13 protein-coding genes are annotated in these 19,083 nt (G+C 74.1%); 6 read left to right on the top strand and 7 right to left on the bottom strand.

The genetic code is table 11. The features are described from left to right. The first annotated feature begins 146 nt into the window (after positions 1-146). The gene (locus tag ACZ4VL_RS00220; protein WP_361086258.1) at positions 147-518 is read left to right on the top strand and encodes a hypothetical protein; all 372 of its coding nucleotides are present in this window, start codon (positions 147-149) and stop codon (positions 516-518) included. On the opposite strand, the gene ACZ4VL_RS00215 is transcribed toward ACZ4VL_RS00220, so the two are convergent. The 4 genes from ACZ4VL_RS00215 to ACZ4VL_RS00200 all read right to left on the bottom strand — a co-directional run bounded on the left by ACZ4VL_RS00215 (position 505) and on the right by ACZ4VL_RS00200 (position 8,002). Next, the gene (locus tag ACZ4VL_RS00215; protein WP_468193646.1) at positions 505-1,581 is read right to left on the bottom strand and encodes a trypsin-like serine peptidase; all 1,077 of its coding nucleotides are present in this window, start codon (positions 1,579-1,581) and stop codon (positions 505-507) included. The genes ACZ4VL_RS00220 and ACZ4VL_RS00215 overlap by 14 nt on opposite strands. After that, positions 1,578-2,738: a trypsin-like peptidase domain-containing protein gene (locus ACZ4VL_RS00210; protein WP_468193644.1), complete on the bottom strand. Its 1,161-nt coding sequence runs from the start codon at positions 2,736-2,738 to the stop codon at positions 1,578-1,580. Before ACZ4VL_RS00210 ends, ACZ4VL_RS00215 begins: the two co-directional genes overlap by 4 nt. A gap of 6 nt (positions 2,739-2,744) precedes the next feature. Next, complete coding sequence (locus ACZ4VL_RS00205) at positions 2,745-6,905, bottom strand: AAA family ATPase (protein ID WP_468193642.1); 4,161 nt, start codon at positions 6,903-6,905, stop codon at positions 2,745-2,747. 83 nt (positions 6,906-6,988) lie between these two features. Next, positions 6,989-8,002, bottom strand: coding sequence for a lipase family protein (locus ACZ4VL_RS00200; RefSeq protein WP_468193639.1), 1,014 nt, complete (start codon positions 8,000-8,002; stop codon positions 6,989-6,991). A 300-nt stretch (positions 8,003-8,302) separates the two neighbouring features. Between ACZ4VL_RS00200 and ACZ4VL_RS00195 the strand changes: the two genes are divergently transcribed. From ACZ4VL_RS00195 to ACZ4VL_RS00180, 4 genes are all read left to right on the top strand, one after another. Beyond that, entirely contained in the window at positions 8,303-9,106 is an 804-nt protein-coding gene (locus ACZ4VL_RS00195; RefSeq protein ID WP_468193637.1) for a caspase family protein, read from the top strand. 164 nt (positions 9,107-9,270) lie between these two features. Continuing rightward, positions 9,271-10,215: a ketopantoate reductase family protein gene (locus ACZ4VL_RS00190; protein ID WP_468193635.1), complete on the top strand. Its 945-nt coding sequence runs from the start codon at positions 9,271-9,273 to the stop codon at positions 10,213-10,215. Positions 10,216-10,458: 243 nt separating this feature from the next. After that, positions 10,459-10,872, top strand: a complete 414-nt coding sequence (locus ACZ4VL_RS00185; RefSeq protein WP_468193633.1) for a rodlin — start codon at positions 10,459-10,461, stop codon at positions 10,870-10,872. A gap of 221 nt (positions 10,873-11,093) precedes the next feature. Further along, the gene (locus ACZ4VL_RS00180) at positions 11,094-12,023 is read left to right on the top strand and encodes a glycoside hydrolase family 19 protein (protein ID WP_468193631.1); all 930 of its coding nucleotides are present in this window, start codon (positions 11,094-11,096) and stop codon (positions 12,021-12,023) included. Positions 12,024-12,032: 9 nt separating this feature from the next. Here the strand turns inward: ACZ4VL_RS00180 and ACZ4VL_RS00175 are convergent, their stop codons facing one another. The 3 genes from ACZ4VL_RS00175 to ACZ4VL_RS00165 form a co-directional block, all read right to left on the bottom strand. Beyond that, the gene (locus ACZ4VL_RS00175) at positions 12,033-14,804 is read right to left on the bottom strand and encodes a helix-turn-helix transcriptional regulator (protein WP_468193629.1); all 2,772 of its coding nucleotides are present in this window, start codon (positions 14,802-14,804) and stop codon (positions 12,033-12,035) included. Positions 14,805-15,001: 197 nt separating this feature from the next. Further along, positions 15,002-16,798 (bottom strand): S8 family peptidase, encoded by a 1,797-nt coding sequence (locus ACZ4VL_RS00170; protein WP_468193627.1) that lies wholly within the window; start codon positions 16,796-16,798, stop codon positions 15,002-15,004. A 356-nt stretch (positions 16,799-17,154) separates the two neighbouring features. After that, positions 17,155-17,892, bottom strand: a complete 738-nt coding sequence (locus ACZ4VL_RS00165; protein ID WP_468193625.1) for a DUF1838 family protein — start codon at positions 17,890-17,892, stop codon at positions 17,155-17,157. A 114-nt stretch (positions 17,893-18,006) separates the two neighbouring features. On the opposite strand from ACZ4VL_RS00165, the gene ACZ4VL_RS00160 reads away from it, so the two are divergent. Beyond that, on the top strand, positions 18,007-19,002 hold the full coding sequence (locus tag ACZ4VL_RS00160; protein ID WP_468193622.1) for a DUF1996 domain-containing protein: 996 nt from the start codon (positions 18,007-18,009) through the stop codon (positions 19,000-19,002). The last annotated feature ends 81 nt before the right edge of the window (positions 19,003-19,083 follow it).

The raw sequence follows: 19,083 nt of genomic DNA, 5'->3' as shown, positions 1-19,083 counted from the left end.
GGGACGACTCCTCCTCACGCCCCGCTCGGGTGCCGATCCCGGCAGCGGATCCACCAGAGCGCTTGTGGCGGCCCCCGGTCAACCCCTGGGCCGGGGCCGCCGCCCACCTACGTCTCGATCAGCTCCACACCCTTCGGAAGCGACGTATGCGCCAGACGCTCTCCCCCGCTCTCAGCCCGGACTGGCCGTGCCAGGTCAAGGCTCCCGGGACGCACGACTGGGAACGCACGGCCATGCGCTGGCTGCGGGACCTGCTCCCGGCCCGCTACGGCGCCTACTCGACGCTCACCCGCAGCCCCGTCCTGCTCTCCCGGCACGCGCAGCTCCAGTTGCAGCACGAGATGCGCGCCGTCCGGGTCGCCCTGGAGACCAGCCGCGCCGAGCTTCCCTCGATGGGCGTGCCCGAGATCCACATCGAGAGCTCCATCCGGATGTACGCCGTCGAACTCCAGCAGCTGGGCCGGCTGTCCCGGGCCGTCCGGCTGGTCGGCGACGCCCTGCGCGTCACACCCAGTTGACCTGCGCGCGGGTCAGCAGCGGGTCGTCCACCATCTCCCACAGCGGGACCGCCCAGTTGCCGAAGCCGTAGCGGCCTCCGTAGTGCAGGCCGAGGACGCGGTGGTCGGCCAGGTCGAAGACCGGGGAGCCGCTGTTCCCGCCGAGGGTGGAACAGTCGTGGTTCACCGTCAGCCGCTCGCGGACCAGTTTGGTCGTGGTGCCGGGCTGGAGCCGTTTGACGTTGTACACGTCCATGAAAATCCGGCGCATGGCCTCCGGCTCGTTGCGCCGGCTGTCCTCCGCCGGGTAGCCCACGACGTACACCGGCCGGCCGGGGATGTCGGCGGGCGGATCGGCGGCCACCGCCAGCGGGGTGGCCGGCGCCCGGTCGTCGCCGTCGGTGTCCACGCGCAGCAGCGCCAGGTCCACGTCGGGGTGGATCCCGATGACCTCGGTGACCTCGAACTCCAGCGAGGCGTCCCCCGGGACTGCGGCCAGTTCCTCGGCCAGGTCGAGGCGGGCGGCCATCCCCGGGCGGAAGGACCACGCGGCGCCGTCCTCGCGGGCGAACTCGTCGGCCACGTGGCGGTTGGTCATCACCACGTCGGGGCCGACGAGGAAGGCGGTGCCCACCCACTCCAGGCGCGGGTGCCCGACGACGTCCACCCGGCCCACCCGGGCGATCGAGTTGCGGATGCCGTCCCGGTGGCCGTCGAGCACCGCCCAGTCGCCCGGCTGCGACGGGAAGTCCTGCCCCTGGACGAGGATGGCGGGCCGGCCTTCGAGGAGGACGATCGCCTCCACGCCGAAGTACTCGTCCTCGTCGATCTCGTCGGCGCGGCCCGCGGCGAGCTTCTCCAGCCCCCGGGCACCGGCCTCCAGCACCCTCGCCCGCTCCCGCAGCGCGCAACCGCCGATCTCCGCGGCCGGCGCCCGCCCCGCGGGCACGTCCTCGGCGGACTCCAGGACCTCCGCCTCCGCCTCCCGGGCCGCCGCCAGGCCCTGGCGGACCCGCTCGGCCACCGCGCGCAGGTCCCCGAAGACCTGCTCGGCACCGGTCGCCACCGGTGACCGTCCGCTCATCTCACACCTCCGGTCCGCTCTGCCCCGCCGAGTGCCGCCTGCGCCGCCGCGATCTCGGCGTGGACCGCCGGGCTGTGCTCCGCCAGGTGGCGCAGGACGCTGCTCATCTGGGTTCCGACGTTGACGAACGCCGTGCTCTTGCCCTGGTAGACGACGTCGTCGACGCGCCGGGCCCCGCGGTGCAGCGCGACGACCTTCCAGTCGTCGGTGAGGACCGGGGAGCCGGAGGAGCCGCCGCGGGTGTCGGTGAAGTAGCGGACGTCCTCGTCGTTCGTCTCGAAGACCAGGTTGTTGCGCAGGGCGATCCGCTTCGGCTGGCCTCCGGGGTGCTGGATGATGTTGACCGCGACGGGCTCCCCCGGTACGACCACCAGCGGCTCGGTGGCCACCCGCAGGGCGGGCCGCTCCGTCTCGCCGGCGAGCCGCAGGACCGCGTAGTCCAGGCCCGCGTCCGAGGCGAGCAGGGCTTGTGCGGCCACCTCCTCGGTCTCCGTCTCGTCGGCACCGTAGTCGAAGCGGGACCGGGAGTTCCTGGCCTGGAGCTCCAGGTCCGCCGGGTCCACGGGGGCCTGGCCGGCGGCCGTGCGGGTGCGGGCGGTCACCACGTGGTGGTTGGTGACCAGCAGGCCGGGGGCGATCAGCCAGCCCGTTCCCGAGTGCGGGTAGCCGTTCGGCTGGAGCGGGGCGCCGCCCTGGAACGGGGACACCTTGATGCGGGCCACCGAGAGGGCCGCGAGGACACCGCCGGGGAGGAACTCGTAGGGCAGGGTGTCGTCCGTGGAGACGACCTCCTCCTTGGTCTCCGCGGCCTGCGGGGGCGCCGGCACGTCGGGTTCACCCGACGAGTCGCGCACCACCTCGTCGAGGGCGCGCTGGAACACGGCCCGGGGGCCCGCCTGGACGGTCTGGGCGACGGCGTTGCGCAGCCATGTCTCCAGGGGGACGGTTCCGTCCACCAACCGCTCCACCTGGTTCATCTGGTCCAGGTCCGACTGCACCTGCATGGCGGGGGCCGCCAGCATCGGCAGCACCGCCCGGTACCGGGGCATGATGCCGCTGAAGAGCAGGGGCCGGACCGTCGGATCGGCCAAGCCCGCTTCCAGGGCGGCCTCTGACAGCTTGAAGACCTCGTCCGAGGTGAGGTAGGCGTCGCTCATACCGGCTCAGGCCGCTCGGGGGCCGTTCCTTTCCGCTGAGGTCGGCGGGGTGTCGGGCGGACCGGGGGTCACGGGCACGGGGGCCGTCGGACCGGAGTCGCCGTCCTCCCCGGAACCACCGTCCCCGGAATCACCGTCCCCGGAACCGCCGTCTTCGCCGGATGTGCCGGCGGCCATCGCGGCCGCCACCGCGCGGGCGAGTTCACCGCTGGGGTCCCGCAGCACCAGCAGGCGCCGGGCGACCTCGTCGAGGGAGCCGCGCGCGCGGGCCTCGCGCAGGCTCCCGGCCGTGCTCAGGTGCGCGGCGCCCTCGGGGTCGGCGGCGTTGCGGAGGATCTCCCTCACCGCCGGGCCCAGCTCGGGGTGCCGGGACACCGCCCCGCCGATCCCCTCCGCGAGAACGTCCACGACGCCGTCGGCGTCCGGCAGGCCCACGACCCGCAGGACCCGGTCCAAAGCCGCCGGGTGCCGCCCGCCCACCGTGGCGGCGACGGTCCGGACCACGACGGGCCGGCCGGCCAGCGCCCTGTCGGTCGGCTCCTGCAACCGCAGCACCAGCCCGTCCTCGATCTGGGCGGTGCGCCCGGGGGAAGGGGCGACCCTGGCCCGGTCGCACTGGGCGCTCATCGCGTCGAACTCCTTGCCGAGTGCGGCCGCGATGGCCTCCGCCTCGGCGTAGTCGTGTTCGGCCTCCTGCAGGTCCCCGTCCTCCTCGGCGAGGCGCCCGGAGGCCTGCAGCAGTTCGAGCTGGGCGTCGGCGTCGCGGGCCTCCTCGGCGAGGTCGGCGGCGTCCTCGGCGACGGCCCTCGCCTCCTTGAGCCGCCCGCTGCGCTCCAGGGTGGTGACGAGGAGCGGGTACAGGCGGCTGCCCGGGGTCCAGGGGCGGTGCTCCGCGAGCCTGGCCGCGGCCTGCTCGGTCAGGCCCTGCGTGAGCAGGTCCTCGACCTCCTGGGCGGTGATCCCCTCCCAGTCCTCCGGGTCCGCGCCGCGCAGCACCCCCTCGGGGGTGTGGCCGCCGAGGTGCCGGCTCAGGAACGCGGCCGAGCGCGGCGCCATGTCCTCGACCGCATCGTCGAGGTGGCGTTCGACGCCGTCCTCCCACCGCTCTTCCACGGCACGCGGGTCCTCGCCCAGGCGCAGCCGGTGGTAGATCTCCTCGGCGCGCGCCGCCGGCCCCTCGCGGGCCGCGTAGTACGCCACGGCGCGCTGCCCGACCCTGCGCATGAGGTCGGTGCGGGCGCTGTCCGTCTGCCGCAGCATGATGGTGCGCAGGTCGGAGCGGTGCCGCAGGGCGCCGGCGCCGGCCGGCTCCATCAGGTCGAGCCGGGCCAGCCCGCCGTACAGGCGGCGTGCCTCCGCGGCGGAGTCCACCGTGAGCCCGCAGGGCTCGGCGAGGACCTCCCGGATCAGTTCGGGGGTGACCGTCCGCAGGGCCAGGCCCGCCTGCGCGAGGGCGCGCACGTCGGCCTTGGGGATGCGGTTCAGGATGCGTCCGTACAGCGCGCCCTGGACGATCGTCCGGTCGACGTTGCGGTAGAAGCCCCGGCGCGCGGCGGGCAGGCCCTCCAGGTCGTCCAGGCTGTGCATCAGGTCGCCCAGCGAGCCGGACTGCTGCTCCGCGACGGCCGCGTGCGCCGCCAGTTTCAGGCTGAGCGGGTGCCCGCCGACCCGCTCGGCCAGGGCGCGGGCCATCGCCGGGTCGGCGATGCCGCAGGACGTCAGGAGTTCCACCGCGGCCTCCGGTTCGAGCTCGCCGAGGGCGATGACGCGCGGTTCGGCGGCGCGTGCCGGGTGGTTGACGGAGGCCCGGCCCGCGACGATCCAGCGCAGCCGCGGGTACGCCTGTTGCAGGGCCGCCCACATGGCCCAGAGCCGGCCGAGGACCGGGTTCGCCCGGTACTGGGCCGCCTCGAAGGAGTCGACGGCGATCACCAGGGGCGGGCCGGGGGTGCCTGCCGGGGCGCCGACGGCCTGTTGGACGAGCTCGGCGCCCTTGCGGATCAGGGCGGTCTCGCGTTCCCTCGCCAGTGTGTTGAACCGCTCGGCCGAGGCGCGCCCGGCTCCCGAGCGGGTGGTGGACAGCTGGTTCAGCTCGTCGACGGTGTTCTGCTCCTCCCGCTGGGTGCGGGCCGTCTTCTCGCACTCTCCGGCCAGCGCGTCGAACGCGGCGCGGTGGTCGGGGTACTGGATGCCCAGCTGCCGGGCCGCCTCCGCGATCAGGGAGGCCGGCTCGTGGACCGAGAGGGTGGGCCGTTCGAAGTCGATGTAGGCGAAGGGGAAACCGCCCGGGACGTCGTCGCGGATGTCCAGGAGGAACGTGGCGAGCAGGGTGCTCTTGCCGATGCCGGCGAGCCCGTGGATCAGCAGCGGGGGCTGCTCGACGGGCCCGCCCGTGTCGTCGAGTGCGTACGCCCGCAGTTCCTCCAGCTCGGCGGCCCGGCCGCAGAACGGGTTCTGCACGAGGTACCGGAGCGGCTGGAGCAGGCGGGCCCGTTCCAGCCGCAGCTGCACCTGCCCGGGGTCCGGGACGCCGGCCGCGTCCGGGACCAGCGACAGCCACAGGGCGGCCTGGAGGATGTCGGCGAGCACGTCGGCGTCCTCGGTGGCCGCGCCGTCCCCGGTGGCCGCGCCGTCCCCAGGGTCCCCGCCGTCCCCGGTGTCCGGCGACGGCCGCGCCGACGGGTCGCCCGACAGGTGGGCGAGGGCGATCCGTTCCGGTCCGGGCCCCTCGGGGACCTGGTCCAGGTTGGCCTCCAGGGCGCGGCGGGCCGCCTCGGGGCCGGCCAGGCCCCGCAGCGCCGTCTCGCGGACCTCCTCCTTCAGGGCCCAACGGGGTTCGGGGTGCGGGGTCAGGACCATGCAGTCCTGCACGAGCGCCAGGCCCGCCCCGCCGGTCGACGCCTCCTCGCCCGGCAGCCGCAGCTTCGCCGGGTCGAAGCCGGTGAGCAGGCAGGCGGCCTCCCGGTAGGCGCGCCTGGTGTCCGTCACGGGCGCCGGCTGCTGCGGGCCCGGCCCCGGGAGCAGTCGTTGGTGCAGCAGGGCGGCGAAGTCCTCGCCGGGCCTCAGGGAGCGGTGGGTGCGGACGGTGGTCTCGGCTGCCTCGCACAGTCGGCGCATGTAGCTGTTCTCCCCGGGCGCTTTCGCGGCCTCGAGGACCGCCGCGACGGACAACTGCACCAGGGCGTCGAGCTCGCCTTCGTCGCCCGATACGGGCGGGTCCGCGTAGAACTGCCGGAAGAACGCCTCGACCTCGCTGGGGCCGGCGGTGCGCGCCGTGTCCTGACACACGTTCTTGCGGACGTCGTACGGCAGCTGGGGCATCGTCGGCCCGTAGCCGAGCAGCACGACGCGGGGAACGGTTTCGTCGGCCCCGGGGGCGGAGTCGAAGATGGCCTGGGCCAACCGGCCGATGCAGTCCCAGACGTCGGAGTTGGCGTCGAGCCGGTCGCAGTCGTCGAGGACGAACCACAGCCGCTCCGGCACCACCGTGGCGCGGGCGACGACCTCGTGGACCGCTTCCTCCATCCAGGACTGTGGATCGTTCAACTGTGGCGTGTTCAACGGCGGTACGGGATACCGGCGGTCCACGACGAACCCGGCGAGCCGCCGGATCACCTGTTCGGCGGTCGACGTCTGCGACAGGGTGATGCGCACGGGGCGGAAACCGCAGTGCTGGCCGAGGTACCGGATGAGGTTGTACGTGTACGAGCGGCCGCTGTCGGGCTCCCCGTCGACGGCCAGCACGGTCATGTCGGGGTCGGCGAGGAACTCCCTCAGCCGTTCCCGCAGGTCCTCGCGGTCGACGAACACCTCGGCGCCGCTCCTGAGCAGGACGGCGAGGAAGGGGTCCTGGTCCGAGACGTGGACCCGCCGGTCCTCCTCCAGCCTCGCCAGGAACTCCTCGACCTTCTCGACGGCCGGGAGGGGGACCATTTCGGCGCGTGTGAGCAGGACTCCCAGCAGGAAGACCTGCGAATCGATGGTCGCCCGCGAGGCGCGGACGAGGTTCTCCGCGTTCACCTGGGCCACCGGGGTCAGTTCCAGGGAGCCGACGAACTTCTCGGAGAACCCGCACCCGGTCAGCCGGTTGTGGGGGTCCGTGGTGTCGAGGAGGTGGTCCCGCACCCAGTCGGTGACCAGGGTCCAATCCGTGTCCCTGAGCGGCATACCGCACCTACCAGGCTGCCCGCAGGGGGCAGCAGACGGATCGACTGGTTCTGGTGATACCTGTCATGTTTTCACCCCGTCTGTTACGTGGCAAGGCCGCCGAACAGCGCACGGACGGGCTCCCGGACCGGACCGGTCGCGAGGTACTCGCGGGCTCCGTGGTGGTTGCCGCTGGTGTTGAGGACCAGGTGGTCCGAGACGAGGTGCACCGGGGCGTACTCGGGGCGCAGCGTGTGGTCCAGCGCCACCAGGTCCCGCAGGTCCGAGGCGTTGCGCCACAGGGCGACCCCGTCGGGGACCGCGGGCGGCCCGGCCAGCACGTCCTGGACCTCAGTGATCGCGAGCGGCGAGCCGATGGTCACGAACAGGTCGACGCCGCGCGGTGCCTCGGTGAGGACCTCGTACGCGGCGATGCTGCCGAGGCTGTGCCCGACGACGACCAGCTGGCCGCCGGCTCCGGCGCCCTCGCGCGCCTGGTCGAGGGCCTGCCGGACCACGTCGCGGATGGCCGGTCCGGCGCCGCCGAAGAAGTAGGCGTGGACGTCCTTGAAGGTGTGCTCGACCAGCAGCCGGAACAGTCGGGTGCGGGCGGACGCGGGCAGCGGGAACGCCTCCTGCCCACCCGCGGCTCCGACGGGCGGGCCGCCGTCCTCGGCGAGCGCCTCGGCGAGGTAGCCCATGTCCCGCAGCCAGCCGGCCAGCGGCTCGTCCGGGCCCACCGCGGCCCCGGCACCTGCCCCGGCGGCCGTCCCTGCCCCGGCTCCGGCTCCGGTGGCCGCTGCGCCCTCTTCGGTAGCGCCGGCCCGCACCACGGTGCCGGCGCGCACCTCGGCGAGGGTCCGCGCCACGAACTCCTCGGTCGGTTCCACGGCCGGGGCCGCCGGCCCCCGGGTCTCCTCGACGGGTACGGCGCCGCCGTCCAGGGGGTCGGCCCGCCCGTCGGGCAGCGGGTCCGGATGGAGCAGCGGCGCCCAGTAGGCCATGCGCGAGGCACTGCCCATGTCGACGCCGAAGAGCGCCCTGTCCCACTGGGACTTGAGCAGCTCCTCGCGCGGTTTGTTCCCGTTGCCGTGGACGTAGACGATCCGGGGTTCCATTGCGCCTCCCGCGCCGCAGCACGGATGCCGGTCACCGCCAGTATTGGCCGGTCAACGGCAGGCCGCCAGTCGGTCCCGGCCGTTGCTCCGCTTGACAACCGGCCGGTCAACTCACACGGCGGCAGGCCCCGGTGCCATCGGGCGCGGTCGCGGCCCCGGCGGGTCACGCATTCGGCCGCCGGGGGCCGCCCGCCCGGGTCAGCCCCGATCGGGCGTCGCTGCGGGCCGCGGGGTTCGGTCGCCGCCCTGCCGCGGAACGCATCCCCGAGGAATCCCCATCCCCGCCCCGAGGAGGACCTCATGGCCACCGGTCTGTCCATCCACGTCGGACTCAACCAGGTCGACCCCGCCAAGTACAACGGCTGGGACGGACAGCTCACGGCGTGCGAGAACGACGCCCGCGACATGGCGGAGCTGGCCCGCGCGGCCGGCTTCCAGGACACGGTGCTGCTCACCGAGCAGGGCACCGTCGGGAACATCACCACCGAGCTGCGCAAGGCCGCCCGGAAGCTCCAGGACGGCGACATCCTGCTGTTCACCTACTCCGGGCACGGTGGCCAGATGCCCGACACCGAGGGCGACGAAGCGGACGAGCTCGACGAGACCCTGGTGTTCTACGACCGCGAGTTCCTCGACGACGAGCTGAAGCGCGAGTTCCGCCGCTTCTCCCCCGGGGTCCGCATCTTCTCCCTGCTCGACTGCTGCCACAGCGGCACCGCCACGGAGGTCCCGGGCGCCGCCAACGGGAACGGCGGGGCGGCGCCCCGGGTCATGCCCGTACTGCGCCAGCAGCAGGTGTTCGAGCAGAACAAGGAGTTCTACCAGAACCTCCAGCGCGAGTTGCGGAAGGAGGGCAACGGGGCGGCACACGGCAGCGTGCTCATCTCCGCCTGCCAGGACGACCAGGTCGCGATGGACGGCAGCGCGAACGGCGCGTTCACCGGGGCCCTGCTGCGCGTGTGGGACGAGGGCGCCTTCAACGGGGCCTACCAGGACTTCCACCACAGCATCAAGGACCGGCTGCCGCGCTCGCAGGTGCCCAACTTCCACACGACCGGCAGCCCGGGGGCCGATTTCCTCGCACAGAAGCCCTTCACCGTCTGAGCCGGCCGACCGTACGGGCGCCGTCCCCGTGGGGCGAGGAGCACCGGCCCGCTCCGGGCGGGCCGCGCCGGCACTACCCTGCACACGGACGCGGCCCTGCGCCGACCGCACCGGCTCCTGACGCCGCCCCTGACGAAAGGCTCCCCTGACGAAAGGCTCCCCGCATGAGAATCCTCACCGTCGGCGCCGGCGCCGTGGGCGGCTGGTTCGGCGCCCGACTCGACCGGGCCGGACACGACGTCACCTTCCTCGTGCGGCCACCGCGGGCCGCGGTCCTGCGCGCCCGCGGGCTGCGGGTGACCGGGCTCGGCGAGGAGATAACCCTGGAACCGCGGTTGGTGACCGCCGACGAGCTGGCGCAGACGTACGACCTCGTCCTGCTGTCGGTGAAGTCCACGGCCCTCGACCGGGCGGCCAAGGACCTCGCCCCGGCGGTCGGCCCGCGGACCACGGTCCTGCCCCTGCTCAACGGCATGGCCCATCTCGACCGGCTCGGGGACCTCTTCGGCCGCAGGGCGGTCCTCGGCGGCGTCGCCAAGGTGGTCACCACCCTCGGCGAGCACGGCGACGTCGTCCGCCTGGCGCCGCCGAGCGCGATCCTGACCGGCGAGCTCGACGGCGCCCCCTCGGGCCGGGTGGACGCCGTACGCGCCCTGCTGACCGGGGCGGGCATCGACAGCCCCGACACCCCTGACATCACCGCCGCCATGTGGCACAAGTGGGTCTTCATCACCACCCTCGGCGCCTCCACCTGTCTGATGCGCGCAGCCGTCGGCGAGTTCACCGCCGTCCCCGGCGGGCCCGAGCTGGCCGGGGCCCTGCTCGCCGAGGCCGCGGCCGTGTCGGCGGCGGCCGGGTACCCCGTACCGGCCGCCGAACTCGACTTCACCACGCAGACGGTGACCACGCCCGGGTCGCGGCTCACCCCGTCCATGTACCGGGACGTGCTCGCCGGCCGGCCCACCGAGGTCGAGCACGTCCTCGGCGACCTGGTGGCCCGCGCACGGACCCTGGGCGTGCCCACCCCGCTGCTGGACCTGGCCACCCTCAACCTGCGGGTGCACCAGCACCGCACGGCCCGGCCGGCACGGCAGGAGACCGGCGGGTGACCTTCCGTCCGGCCCGTCGTTGAACAGGGCGGTCAAGCGAAGTGCACCCGCGCAGTCCCGGGCCCCCGCGGGGGTCCGGGACTTCGTGCTGTCCGGGGCAGCGGTGCGGATCCGCAGGTCCGTGCGGGCCGTGCGCTCGGCCACTCGGGTGACAAGGGATAACCCCGGGGCCGGTCGACAGTTGATCAGCTCGTCCCGCCGGGGGCACCCACCATGTGACAGTGCGACAGAAGGATCCTCCCCATGCTCAAGAAGCTCATGGCCACCACCGCGGTCACCGCCTCCGTGCTGGCCGCCGGCGCCGCGGTAGCCTCCCCGGCGATGGCGATCGGCAACGACAACGGCATCAACACCGTCAACGGCAACGACTCGCAGCAGATCTACGGCAACCAGAAGACCGAGGGCGCTTTGAGCCCGCAGCTCGGCCTGGTCCAGGGCACCCTGAACAAGCCCTGCATCGGCCTGCCGGTCAAGGTCAACGCCCAGTCGCTGCTGGCGCTCCTCGCCAACGTCGGCGTCCAGGACATCAACGTCGCGTCCAACCCGATGAACCAGCAGTGCACCGAGAACTCCACCCAGGCCAAGGGCGACGAGACCCTCTCGCACGTCCTGGACAACATCCCGGTCCTCTCCGGCAACCTCTCCGCCGGCAGCTGATCCCCGCGGCGCGACCGCGGACACCCCGCACCGCAACCGCGCCGCACCACAGCGCCGAGCAACGCGCCACGACAGGGCCCGTACGCCACCCCCGCGTACGGGCCCTGTCCGCAGCCCGGCAAAGCTTCTGGTCTAGACCTTGACAGGTTCAGACCATTTCGCTTGAGTGACGGAACGCGCCGCCCCACCGGCGCGATTCCCCCCACTCAAGGAGCAGTTGCGTGATACGTCGCCTTCGCCGCCGCACCCTCGCCCTGGCCTCGGCGGCCGCCGCCGCCCTCGGCCTCGCGGCCGCCCTCCCCGCCGCCCCCGCCAGCGCCTCCCCCGCCGCCGCGACCGCCGCGGCCTGCGCCGCTCCGTGGTCCTCCTCGACCGTCTACACCGGCGGAACGAACACTTCCCATGCGGGCCGCAACTGGCGGGCCAAGTGGTGGACCCAGGGCGAGACCCCGGGCAGCACCGGCGAGTGGGGCGTCTGGTCCGACCTCGGCGCCTGCGGCACCGACGGCGGCACCGACCCGGGCAACCCGTCCGGATTCGTGGTCTCCGAAGGCCAGTTCCAGCAGATGTTCCCGAACCGGAACCCCTTCTACACGTACGGCGGGTTGGTGGCGGCGCTGTCCGCGTACCCCGCCTTCGCCGGTACCGGGGACGACAGCACCCGCAAGCGCGAGGCGGCCGCCTTCCTCGCCAACGTCTCGCACGAGACGGGCGGCCTCGTCCACATCGTCGAGCAGAACACCGCCAACTACCCCCACTACTGCGACGCGAGCCGGCCGTACGGCTGCCCGGCCGGACAGGCCGCCTACTACGGACGCGGCCCCATCCAGCTGAGCTGGAACTTCAACTACAAGGCCGCCGGCGACGCCCTCGGCATCAACCTGCTCGCCAACCCCTACCTGGTGGAGCAGGATCCGGCCGTCGCCATGAAGACGGCGCTGTGGTACTGGAACACCCAGAACGGCCCCGGCACGATGACCGCCCACGCGGCGATGGTGAACGGCGCCGGCTTCGGCGAGACGATCCGCTCCATCAACGGGGCCCTGGAGTGCAACGGCGGCAACCCCGCCCAGGTCCAGAGCCGGGTGAACGCCTACCGGAGCTTCACCGCACTGCTGGGCGTCACCCCGGGCGAGCGCCTGACCTGCTGACGGTCGGACTCAGCGGATCCGCAGGGCGGTCGCCAGCTGGGCCCGGGAGCGCACCTCCAGCTTCTGGTAGATCCGGGTCAGCCGGGCCTCGACGGTCTTGACGCTGACGAACAGCTTGGCGGCCGCCTCCTGGTTGCTGGCCCCCTCGGCCACCAGCAGCGCCAGCCGGGCCTCCGCCCCGGTCAGCGCGGCCAGCGCCACGGCCGGCCCCGCCTCGGCGGGCACCGGCTCCCGCCCCTCGCCGGCCAGCTCCGCCCACGGCTTCGCCCCGGCCCGCGCGAACACCTCGGCGGCCGTACGGAGCGCGGTGCGGGCGGGGGCCCGGCGCCGGCGACGGCGCTCCACCCGGGCGAGGGCGAGCAGCGTACGGCCGTGCTCCACGGGCAGCCCGAGGCCGTCGAAGCGGGCGGCGGTGTCCCGGAGCAGTTCCACCGCCGCGGCGGCGTCGCCGTGCGCGGACAGGACGAGCCCGCGGGCCCGGTCGAGGGCGGCGAGCACCGGGGCGCGGTCGAGGGCGGCGGCGACCGCCCGGACCTCGTCGATCAGCTCCGCGGCCGCGTCGGGCGCGTCGGCGGCGACGAGGGCCTCGGCCAGTTCCCCGTGCCAGCGCAGGACGGACGGGTCGACGACCTGCTGGGCGGCTTCGAGTTCGGCGACCCGGCGCAGGGTGGCGACGGCCTTCGCGGCCTCTCCCGTCGCGAGCTCGACCAGGCCGAGCGCGTACAGGCTGCGCGAGAGGAACACCTGGTCGTGCTCCTCCTCCGAGGCCTGGATGCCGCGGCGGGCGTATCCGGCCGCGCGGGCGAAACCGCCGCCCAGGGCCTCGGCCATCGCGGCCACGTACCAGGCGGGGCCGGGCGAGAGGCCCGCCTCGATGGTGAGCTCCAGAGCGCGGCGGGCGTGCGCGGAGGCGACCCTGCAGCGGCCGCGGCGCTGTTCGACCTCGGTGAGGCTGCGCAGCACCTCGAAGACATCCTCGGCGGAGCCGGTCCGTTGGACGGCGGGCAGCAGGACGAGCAGCTGGCGGCGGGCGTCGTCGAGCCGGTCGTCGAACAGGGCGTGCCGGACGGCCAGGTACTGCGGCGCGTTGCGCATGCCGAGGGGCACCTCGGGCGCCGGCAGGGCGAGGGCTTCGGCCAGGATGTCCTCGGCGTCCTGGTCGCCGAGGATGCGGCCCATGCGGGCCCGGACGGTGAGGGCCATGGCCTCGGCGGTGGTGTCGCCGCCCAGGGCGGCCAGCCGACCGGCCTCGGCGGCGGCGTCGCGGGAGCGGACGGGGTCGCCGTCGCTGAGGTTGTGCTTCCAGGCGACCCGGAGTTGGACGGCGGCCTGCAGGGCGGGGTCGCCCTCGGCCTCGTCCATGGCGTGGGCGAAGGTCTCGTCGAGGGTGCCCAGTGCCTGGCCGGCGGCGTCGATGACGGCCAGCCGGGAGCGGACCCGGTCGGAGGGGGAGGCGTCCCGGGCGAGCACGGCCCGGGTGGCGCGGCGGGCGAGGTCGGCGCGGCCGGCCCAGCCGGCGTCCTCGGCGGCGGCGACGAGGCGGGCCAGTTCGTCCCCGGGCCGGTCGGAGGGGGTCCGTTCGGCGGCGAGCAGGCCGAGCTCGGCGGCGAGGGCGCGCTGGCCGCGTCGCCGGCAGACGGCCGCGGCCCGGGTGATCTCGGCGGCGAGCCACTCGTCGGGGGCGTCCACGGCGAGCGCCCGGTGGCGTACGGCCTGGACGGGGTCGTCGACGGCGGCGGCGAGCGCGGCGTGTCCGGCGGCGCGCTCGGGCCAGCCGGCGTCGGCTGCGAGGGCCATGGGCAGGGCGCCGGCGGTGAAGGCGACCGTGCCGTCCTCCCCCACGGTGACGAGCGCGGCCCGTTCGGCCTCGGCGAGCTCGGCCTCGGCGTCGGGTCGGCCGGCGCGGCGCAGCAGGGCTGTGGTGGGGCGGGCGGCGAGGGCGGCGAGCAGCAGGGTGCGGCGGGCTTCGGCGGGTGCCTCGGCGAGGAGCCGGCGGGCGACGTCGCGGGCCTGGCCGGACAGGGGCAGGGTGTCGGCGTGGTGGGCGCCGCCGTCGCGGTTGCCGGCGGCTTCGGCGAGGGAGCGGCCGAGGGCGAGGGCGAGGCGGGGGTTGCCGCCGCTGGCCTGGTGGACGCGGCCGGCGATGCGGGCGGGCAGGCCGTGGCGGACGAGGAGTTCGGCCACTTCGTCGGCGCCGAGCGGGGGGATGCGCACCGCGGGGGTGGCGGGGCCGCTCAGGGGCTCGGCGACCGGGGTGCCGCCCTGGACGCACTCGGCGGCGAGGACCCGGACCCCGGGTGGGGTCAGGCGCAGGGCGAAGCGGAGCAGGTCGACGGTCTCCGGGTCGAGCCACTGCGCGTTGTCGAGGACGAGGAGGACGGGGCTGCGTTCGGCGAGGGTGCGCAGCACCTCGACGACGGCGAGGCGGAGCGCGACGTGGTCGCGGCCGGCGCGCGGGGTGTCCGCCTCGCGGCGCAGCAGGGCGATGGCGGTGCGCTGGGGTCCGGAGAGCCGTTCCAGGGCGGCGCCCGGGACGGAGGCGAGGAGGGCGGCGGCGGAGGCCTCGGGGATCCACCGGTCGGCGGCTTCGGGGGCGAGGGTGAGCACGGTCTCGCGGCGGGCCACGGCGGCGGCCGCGACGGCGGCGGCCAGCTCGGTCTTGCCCGCGCCGGTGGGTCCGGTGATCAGGGCGCGCCCGTGCGCGGTCAGGGCGTGTTCGACCGCCTTGACCAGTTCACCGTGTCCGACCGTCGTGTCGGCCCGCCCCGTCGGCGCCACCACGCACAGCCACCCGCCTTTCGCTCCCCTGTGGCTTTCCTGTGAGAGGCGAGAATACGAGGTCGGGTGCCGTGTCGACACGGATTGTGACGCAGAATTCATCGAGTAGCGACAAAGCCCTGCGGAGCGACCGGACCCGGGGGTTCGGCCGCTCCGCAGGGTTACGCAATCCGGACTTGTCGGTACGGACTGGTGGTCTCTCAGAACACGAGGTTCCAGGAGTCGATGAAGCCGGTGTCGCCGGCGGCGTTGTCGTTGACCCGGAGCTTCCAGGTGCCGTTCGCGACCTCGGAGGAGGCGTTCACGGTGTACTGCTGGTTGATGTTGGCGGTGCCGCCACCAGCGCGGTTGTGCAGGGTGTAGACGGAGCCGTCGGGGGCGACCAGGTCGACCTTCAGGTCACCGATGTAGCTGTGCTTGATGTCGACGCCCACCTTGAGGGTGGCCGGGGCGTTGCCGGCGACGCCGCTGACGGTGATCGGGCTCTCCACGGTCGCGTTGTCGCTGATCGTGTAGTTGATGGTGTTCTCGAGGGCCGGGGTGGTCGGCGTCGAGGTCACGGCGTTGACGGTGGCGGCGGCGTCCGCGAGGCCGCTGCCGCAGCCGCCGGTGCAGGTACCGGCCAGCGGGCGGGCGTTGGCCTTGATGGCCGTCTCGACCTGCGCCGGCGTCAGCGAGGGCTTGGCGGAGACCACGAGCGCGGCGAGGCCCGCGATGTGCGGGGCGGCCATGCTGGTGCCCTGGTAGGGCTTGTAGTTCTCGGCGCCGGGGGTGGTGGTGCCCGCGTTCAGCGTGGAGAGGATGCCGTTCTCGGGGGTGGTGATGGTGCCGGGCGTGTCGGTGGCGCGGCGGGTCTCACCGCCCGGGGCGGAGACGTCGACCTTCGCTCCGTAGTTGGAGTAGAAGGAGCGGTCGCCGGTGCGGTTGCTGGCGGCCACGGTGATGACGTTGTTGCAGCTGGCGGGCGAGAAGCCGGCCGCGTCCGCGTTGCTGTTGCCGGCGGCCACGACGACGGTGGTGCCGCGGGAGACGGCCGCGTTGATCGCGTTCTGGTAGCTGGTGGTGCAGGCGCCGGAGCCGCCGAGGCTCATGTTGATGACCTTGGCCGGGGTGGCGTTGGCCGGGACGCCCGCGACGGTGCCGCCGGAGGCCCAGGTGATGGCGTCGACGATGTCCGAGGTGGTGCCGCCGCACTTGCCGAGGACGCGGACGGGCTGGATCTTCGCGTTGTACGCGATGCCCGCGACGCCCTTGGCGTTGTGGGTGGCCGCGGCGATGGTGCCCGCCACGTGGGTGCCGTGCCAGGAGGAGTCGCTGGCCTTGGAACCGACGCCGCACTCGCCGGCGCCGCTCCAGTCGCCCTGGTCGGCCGGGTTGTTGTCGCGGCCGTTGCCGTCGCGGGCGGCGGTGGAGTCGCTGATGAAGTCGTAACCGGCGACGATGTTCGGGGCGACGTCGGAGTGCGCCACGTAGCCCGTGTCGATCACGGCGACGGTGACGCCGGAGCCGGTGGTCTTGTCCCAGGCCGCAGGAACGTTCATGCCGGCGGTGGGCTCGAAGAGGTCCCACTGCTTCGCGTACTCGGTGTCGTTCGGGAGGGCCATCGCGTAGGCGCGGCTGTCCGTCTCGACGTAGGCGACATCCGGGTCGTTGCGGAACTGGGCCATCAGGTCGGCCGCGTCCTTCGGGGCGGTGGCCCCGCCGAGGCTGACGAGCGCGGCACCGGTGCCGAGGCGGCGGTCGAAGCTGGCCTTCTTGCCGGCCTTCTTGCCCTTGGCGGCGGCGTCGTCCGCGGCGGCCTTGTTGGAGCTGGCCTCGGAGGCGGTCGACTTGTAGCCGACGATCAGGTTCTCGACCGGCGCGGCGGCCGGGGCGGCGGGCGCGCCGGGGGCCGGGAGGGCCGCGGCGGCGGAGGGCGCCGGCGCGGGTCCCGCGCCGGGCAGGGCCACGGAAGCGGTGGCGGAGCCGGCCAGCAGGGTGACGGATATCGCCGCCACGGATATCAGCCTGCGTCGCGTTGAGTGCACGGTGTTCCCTTTCGCGGGCCGTTTCCGGGCAGGCCGGAGCGGCCGGTCGGGCTGTGTGGGAGGTGTGGGTCGGCGACTACGGGGCCGGGGCGGGCTGGTCAGTTCCGCACCGGCCACCGCTGCTCGCCGCGTTGCCCCGGCCGCATCGGCGGGGCGGGGGCAACGGCGGTGCGGGCGATCGACCCTGCCGCACGGCTTCGCACCATGTGGGGTTGGGGCGGGGGCCTTTCGGGGGGAAGATCGCCGGTGGGCAGACAGTAGGCAACGCGGGGATGAACGCGATACGGGGAAAACCCTTGTCCACCCCCTGTCGACCCGTCGGTACCCTAGTGCACGGGGTGCAGCCTGCGGAAATAGGTCCAGCTGGTCTCGTTCGGCGCGGACCATTCCTCCGGTGCGCGGGCGAACTCGGGGTGGTGGGCCGCGATGTACGCCCGGGTCCGCTCGGGCACCTCCTCGTACCCGTCGAGCTTGCGCCCCCGGCAGTGGAAGGTGAGTCCGCCGGACCGCTGCCCCTGTGCCATCCAGGGCAGCCAGGGGGACATCCGCATCCAGGACATGGTGCACGGGACGCTGGGGGCGTCGGTGGTGAGCACCGTCTCCGGGGCGAAGAACTGGAAGAGCTCCAGGGCCCGGTAGGTGTCGCCGGCGGAGTGGCGGGGGTAGTCGGCGACGGGCAGCGGCGAGGGGTAGGCGAGCGGGATCTCCAGGCTGAAGCAGACCTGGTCGCCGAGCCGGGTGAGCGGGATCGGGAAGGGGCGCAGCTGGAGGTTGGCGGGGTCGTTCCAGACGTGTACGACCTGGTTCCCCTCCCATTCGTCCAGGATGTCCCGTGTGTTGGGGTCCAGGTAGAACGCGGCTTCCCTGGTGAGGAGCCGGTACCCGCCGCCCTCCTCGTCCGCCAACAGCCGGGTGACGCCCAGGCCCTCGAAGCCGAACAGGTGGCGGTAGGGCTCGTCCGGGGCCCAGGAGTGGACGTCCCCGGACCAGTGGAAGACCACTTCGGCGCCGTCGAGCGAGGCGCGGGTGCGGGCGAAGGCGTGCAGGAGCTCAGCCGGTGTCATCCGGGTACTGTGCGCGGCCCTGCGCGGCCCGGGCAAGGGGGCGCGGCGCCGTCGTCCGGCCGACATGCGGATGGCAGGTTGACGCTGCGGCAGGCAGCGGCGACCGTACCCCGCATGGTGAAAAGGAATGAGCGCCACCTCCTCGCGCTGCTGGTCTGCCTGGTGCTGGGCGCCGGGCTGCTCGCGGCCGTCCTGGGCGCCTCGCACCTCGCAGGCCCCCAGCGGGCCGCCGCGGACGGCGCGGGCGACTCCGTGGACCTGCAGGAGGTGCCGCCCGCGCCGGCCGAGCCGGCACCGGTCGGGCCGGACGCCTCGACGGGCACGGTGACGGTGGACTGCGGGCGCAACGAGGAGCGCCACTACAACGAGGACAACCTGGTGGTCTCCCCGGGCCTGCACGGCGGCGCGCACCACACCCACGCGTACGTGGGGAACCTGTCCGCCGACGCGCGGTCGACCGATGCCGCGCTGGCCGCCGCCGCGACCAGCTGCCGCGGCGGCGACCGGTCCACGTACTACTGGCCGGTCCTGCGCCGCACGGACCGGCCGGGCACGCGCCCGTACGAGCGGACCGCGGGCCACGGCAACGCGGGCGAGGTCCTGACCGAGGCCTCGGTGTCGGTGGAGTTCCACGGGAACGCGGCGAGCAAGGTCGTGCCGATGCCGCGCTTCCTGCGCGCGGTGACCGGCGACGCCGTGGCCCTCACCGCGCGCAGCGACGCCGACGTCCGGGCCCGGTGGGGCTGTTCCGGCCTGCCCGACCGGTCCACCACCCACTACCCGCGCTGCCCGGAGGGCAACCGGGTGACCCGTACGCTCGCCTTCCCCAGCTGCTGGAACGGGCTCGACGGGGACAGCCCGAACCACCGCTCGCACCTGGTCTTCCCCGCCGCGAACGGCGTGTGCCCCAAGGACACCTTCCCGGTGCCGCAACTGCGCATCCGGCTGGCCTACGACGTGGCGCCGGGAACGCCCCTCGCCGTCGACTCCTTCCCCGAGCAGCGGCACAGCCCGCGGACCGACCACGCCATGTTCGTCAACGCGATGACGGACGCGCAGATGGCCGCAGTCGTGGACTGCCTCAACGAGGGCCGCGCCTGCCGCACCTGAGGCTCCGCCGGCTGTGGCGCAGCTCACATGAACCGCCCGCCGTCGCACCGCGTGTTCTGACCGCACGACTCGGCGAGGAAG

Source organism: Streptomyces sp. NPDC029014 (genome assembly GCF_055564695.1).
Note: the sequence above shows the minus strand (reverse complement) of the source record. Positions and strands in the feature narration are given on the sequence as shown.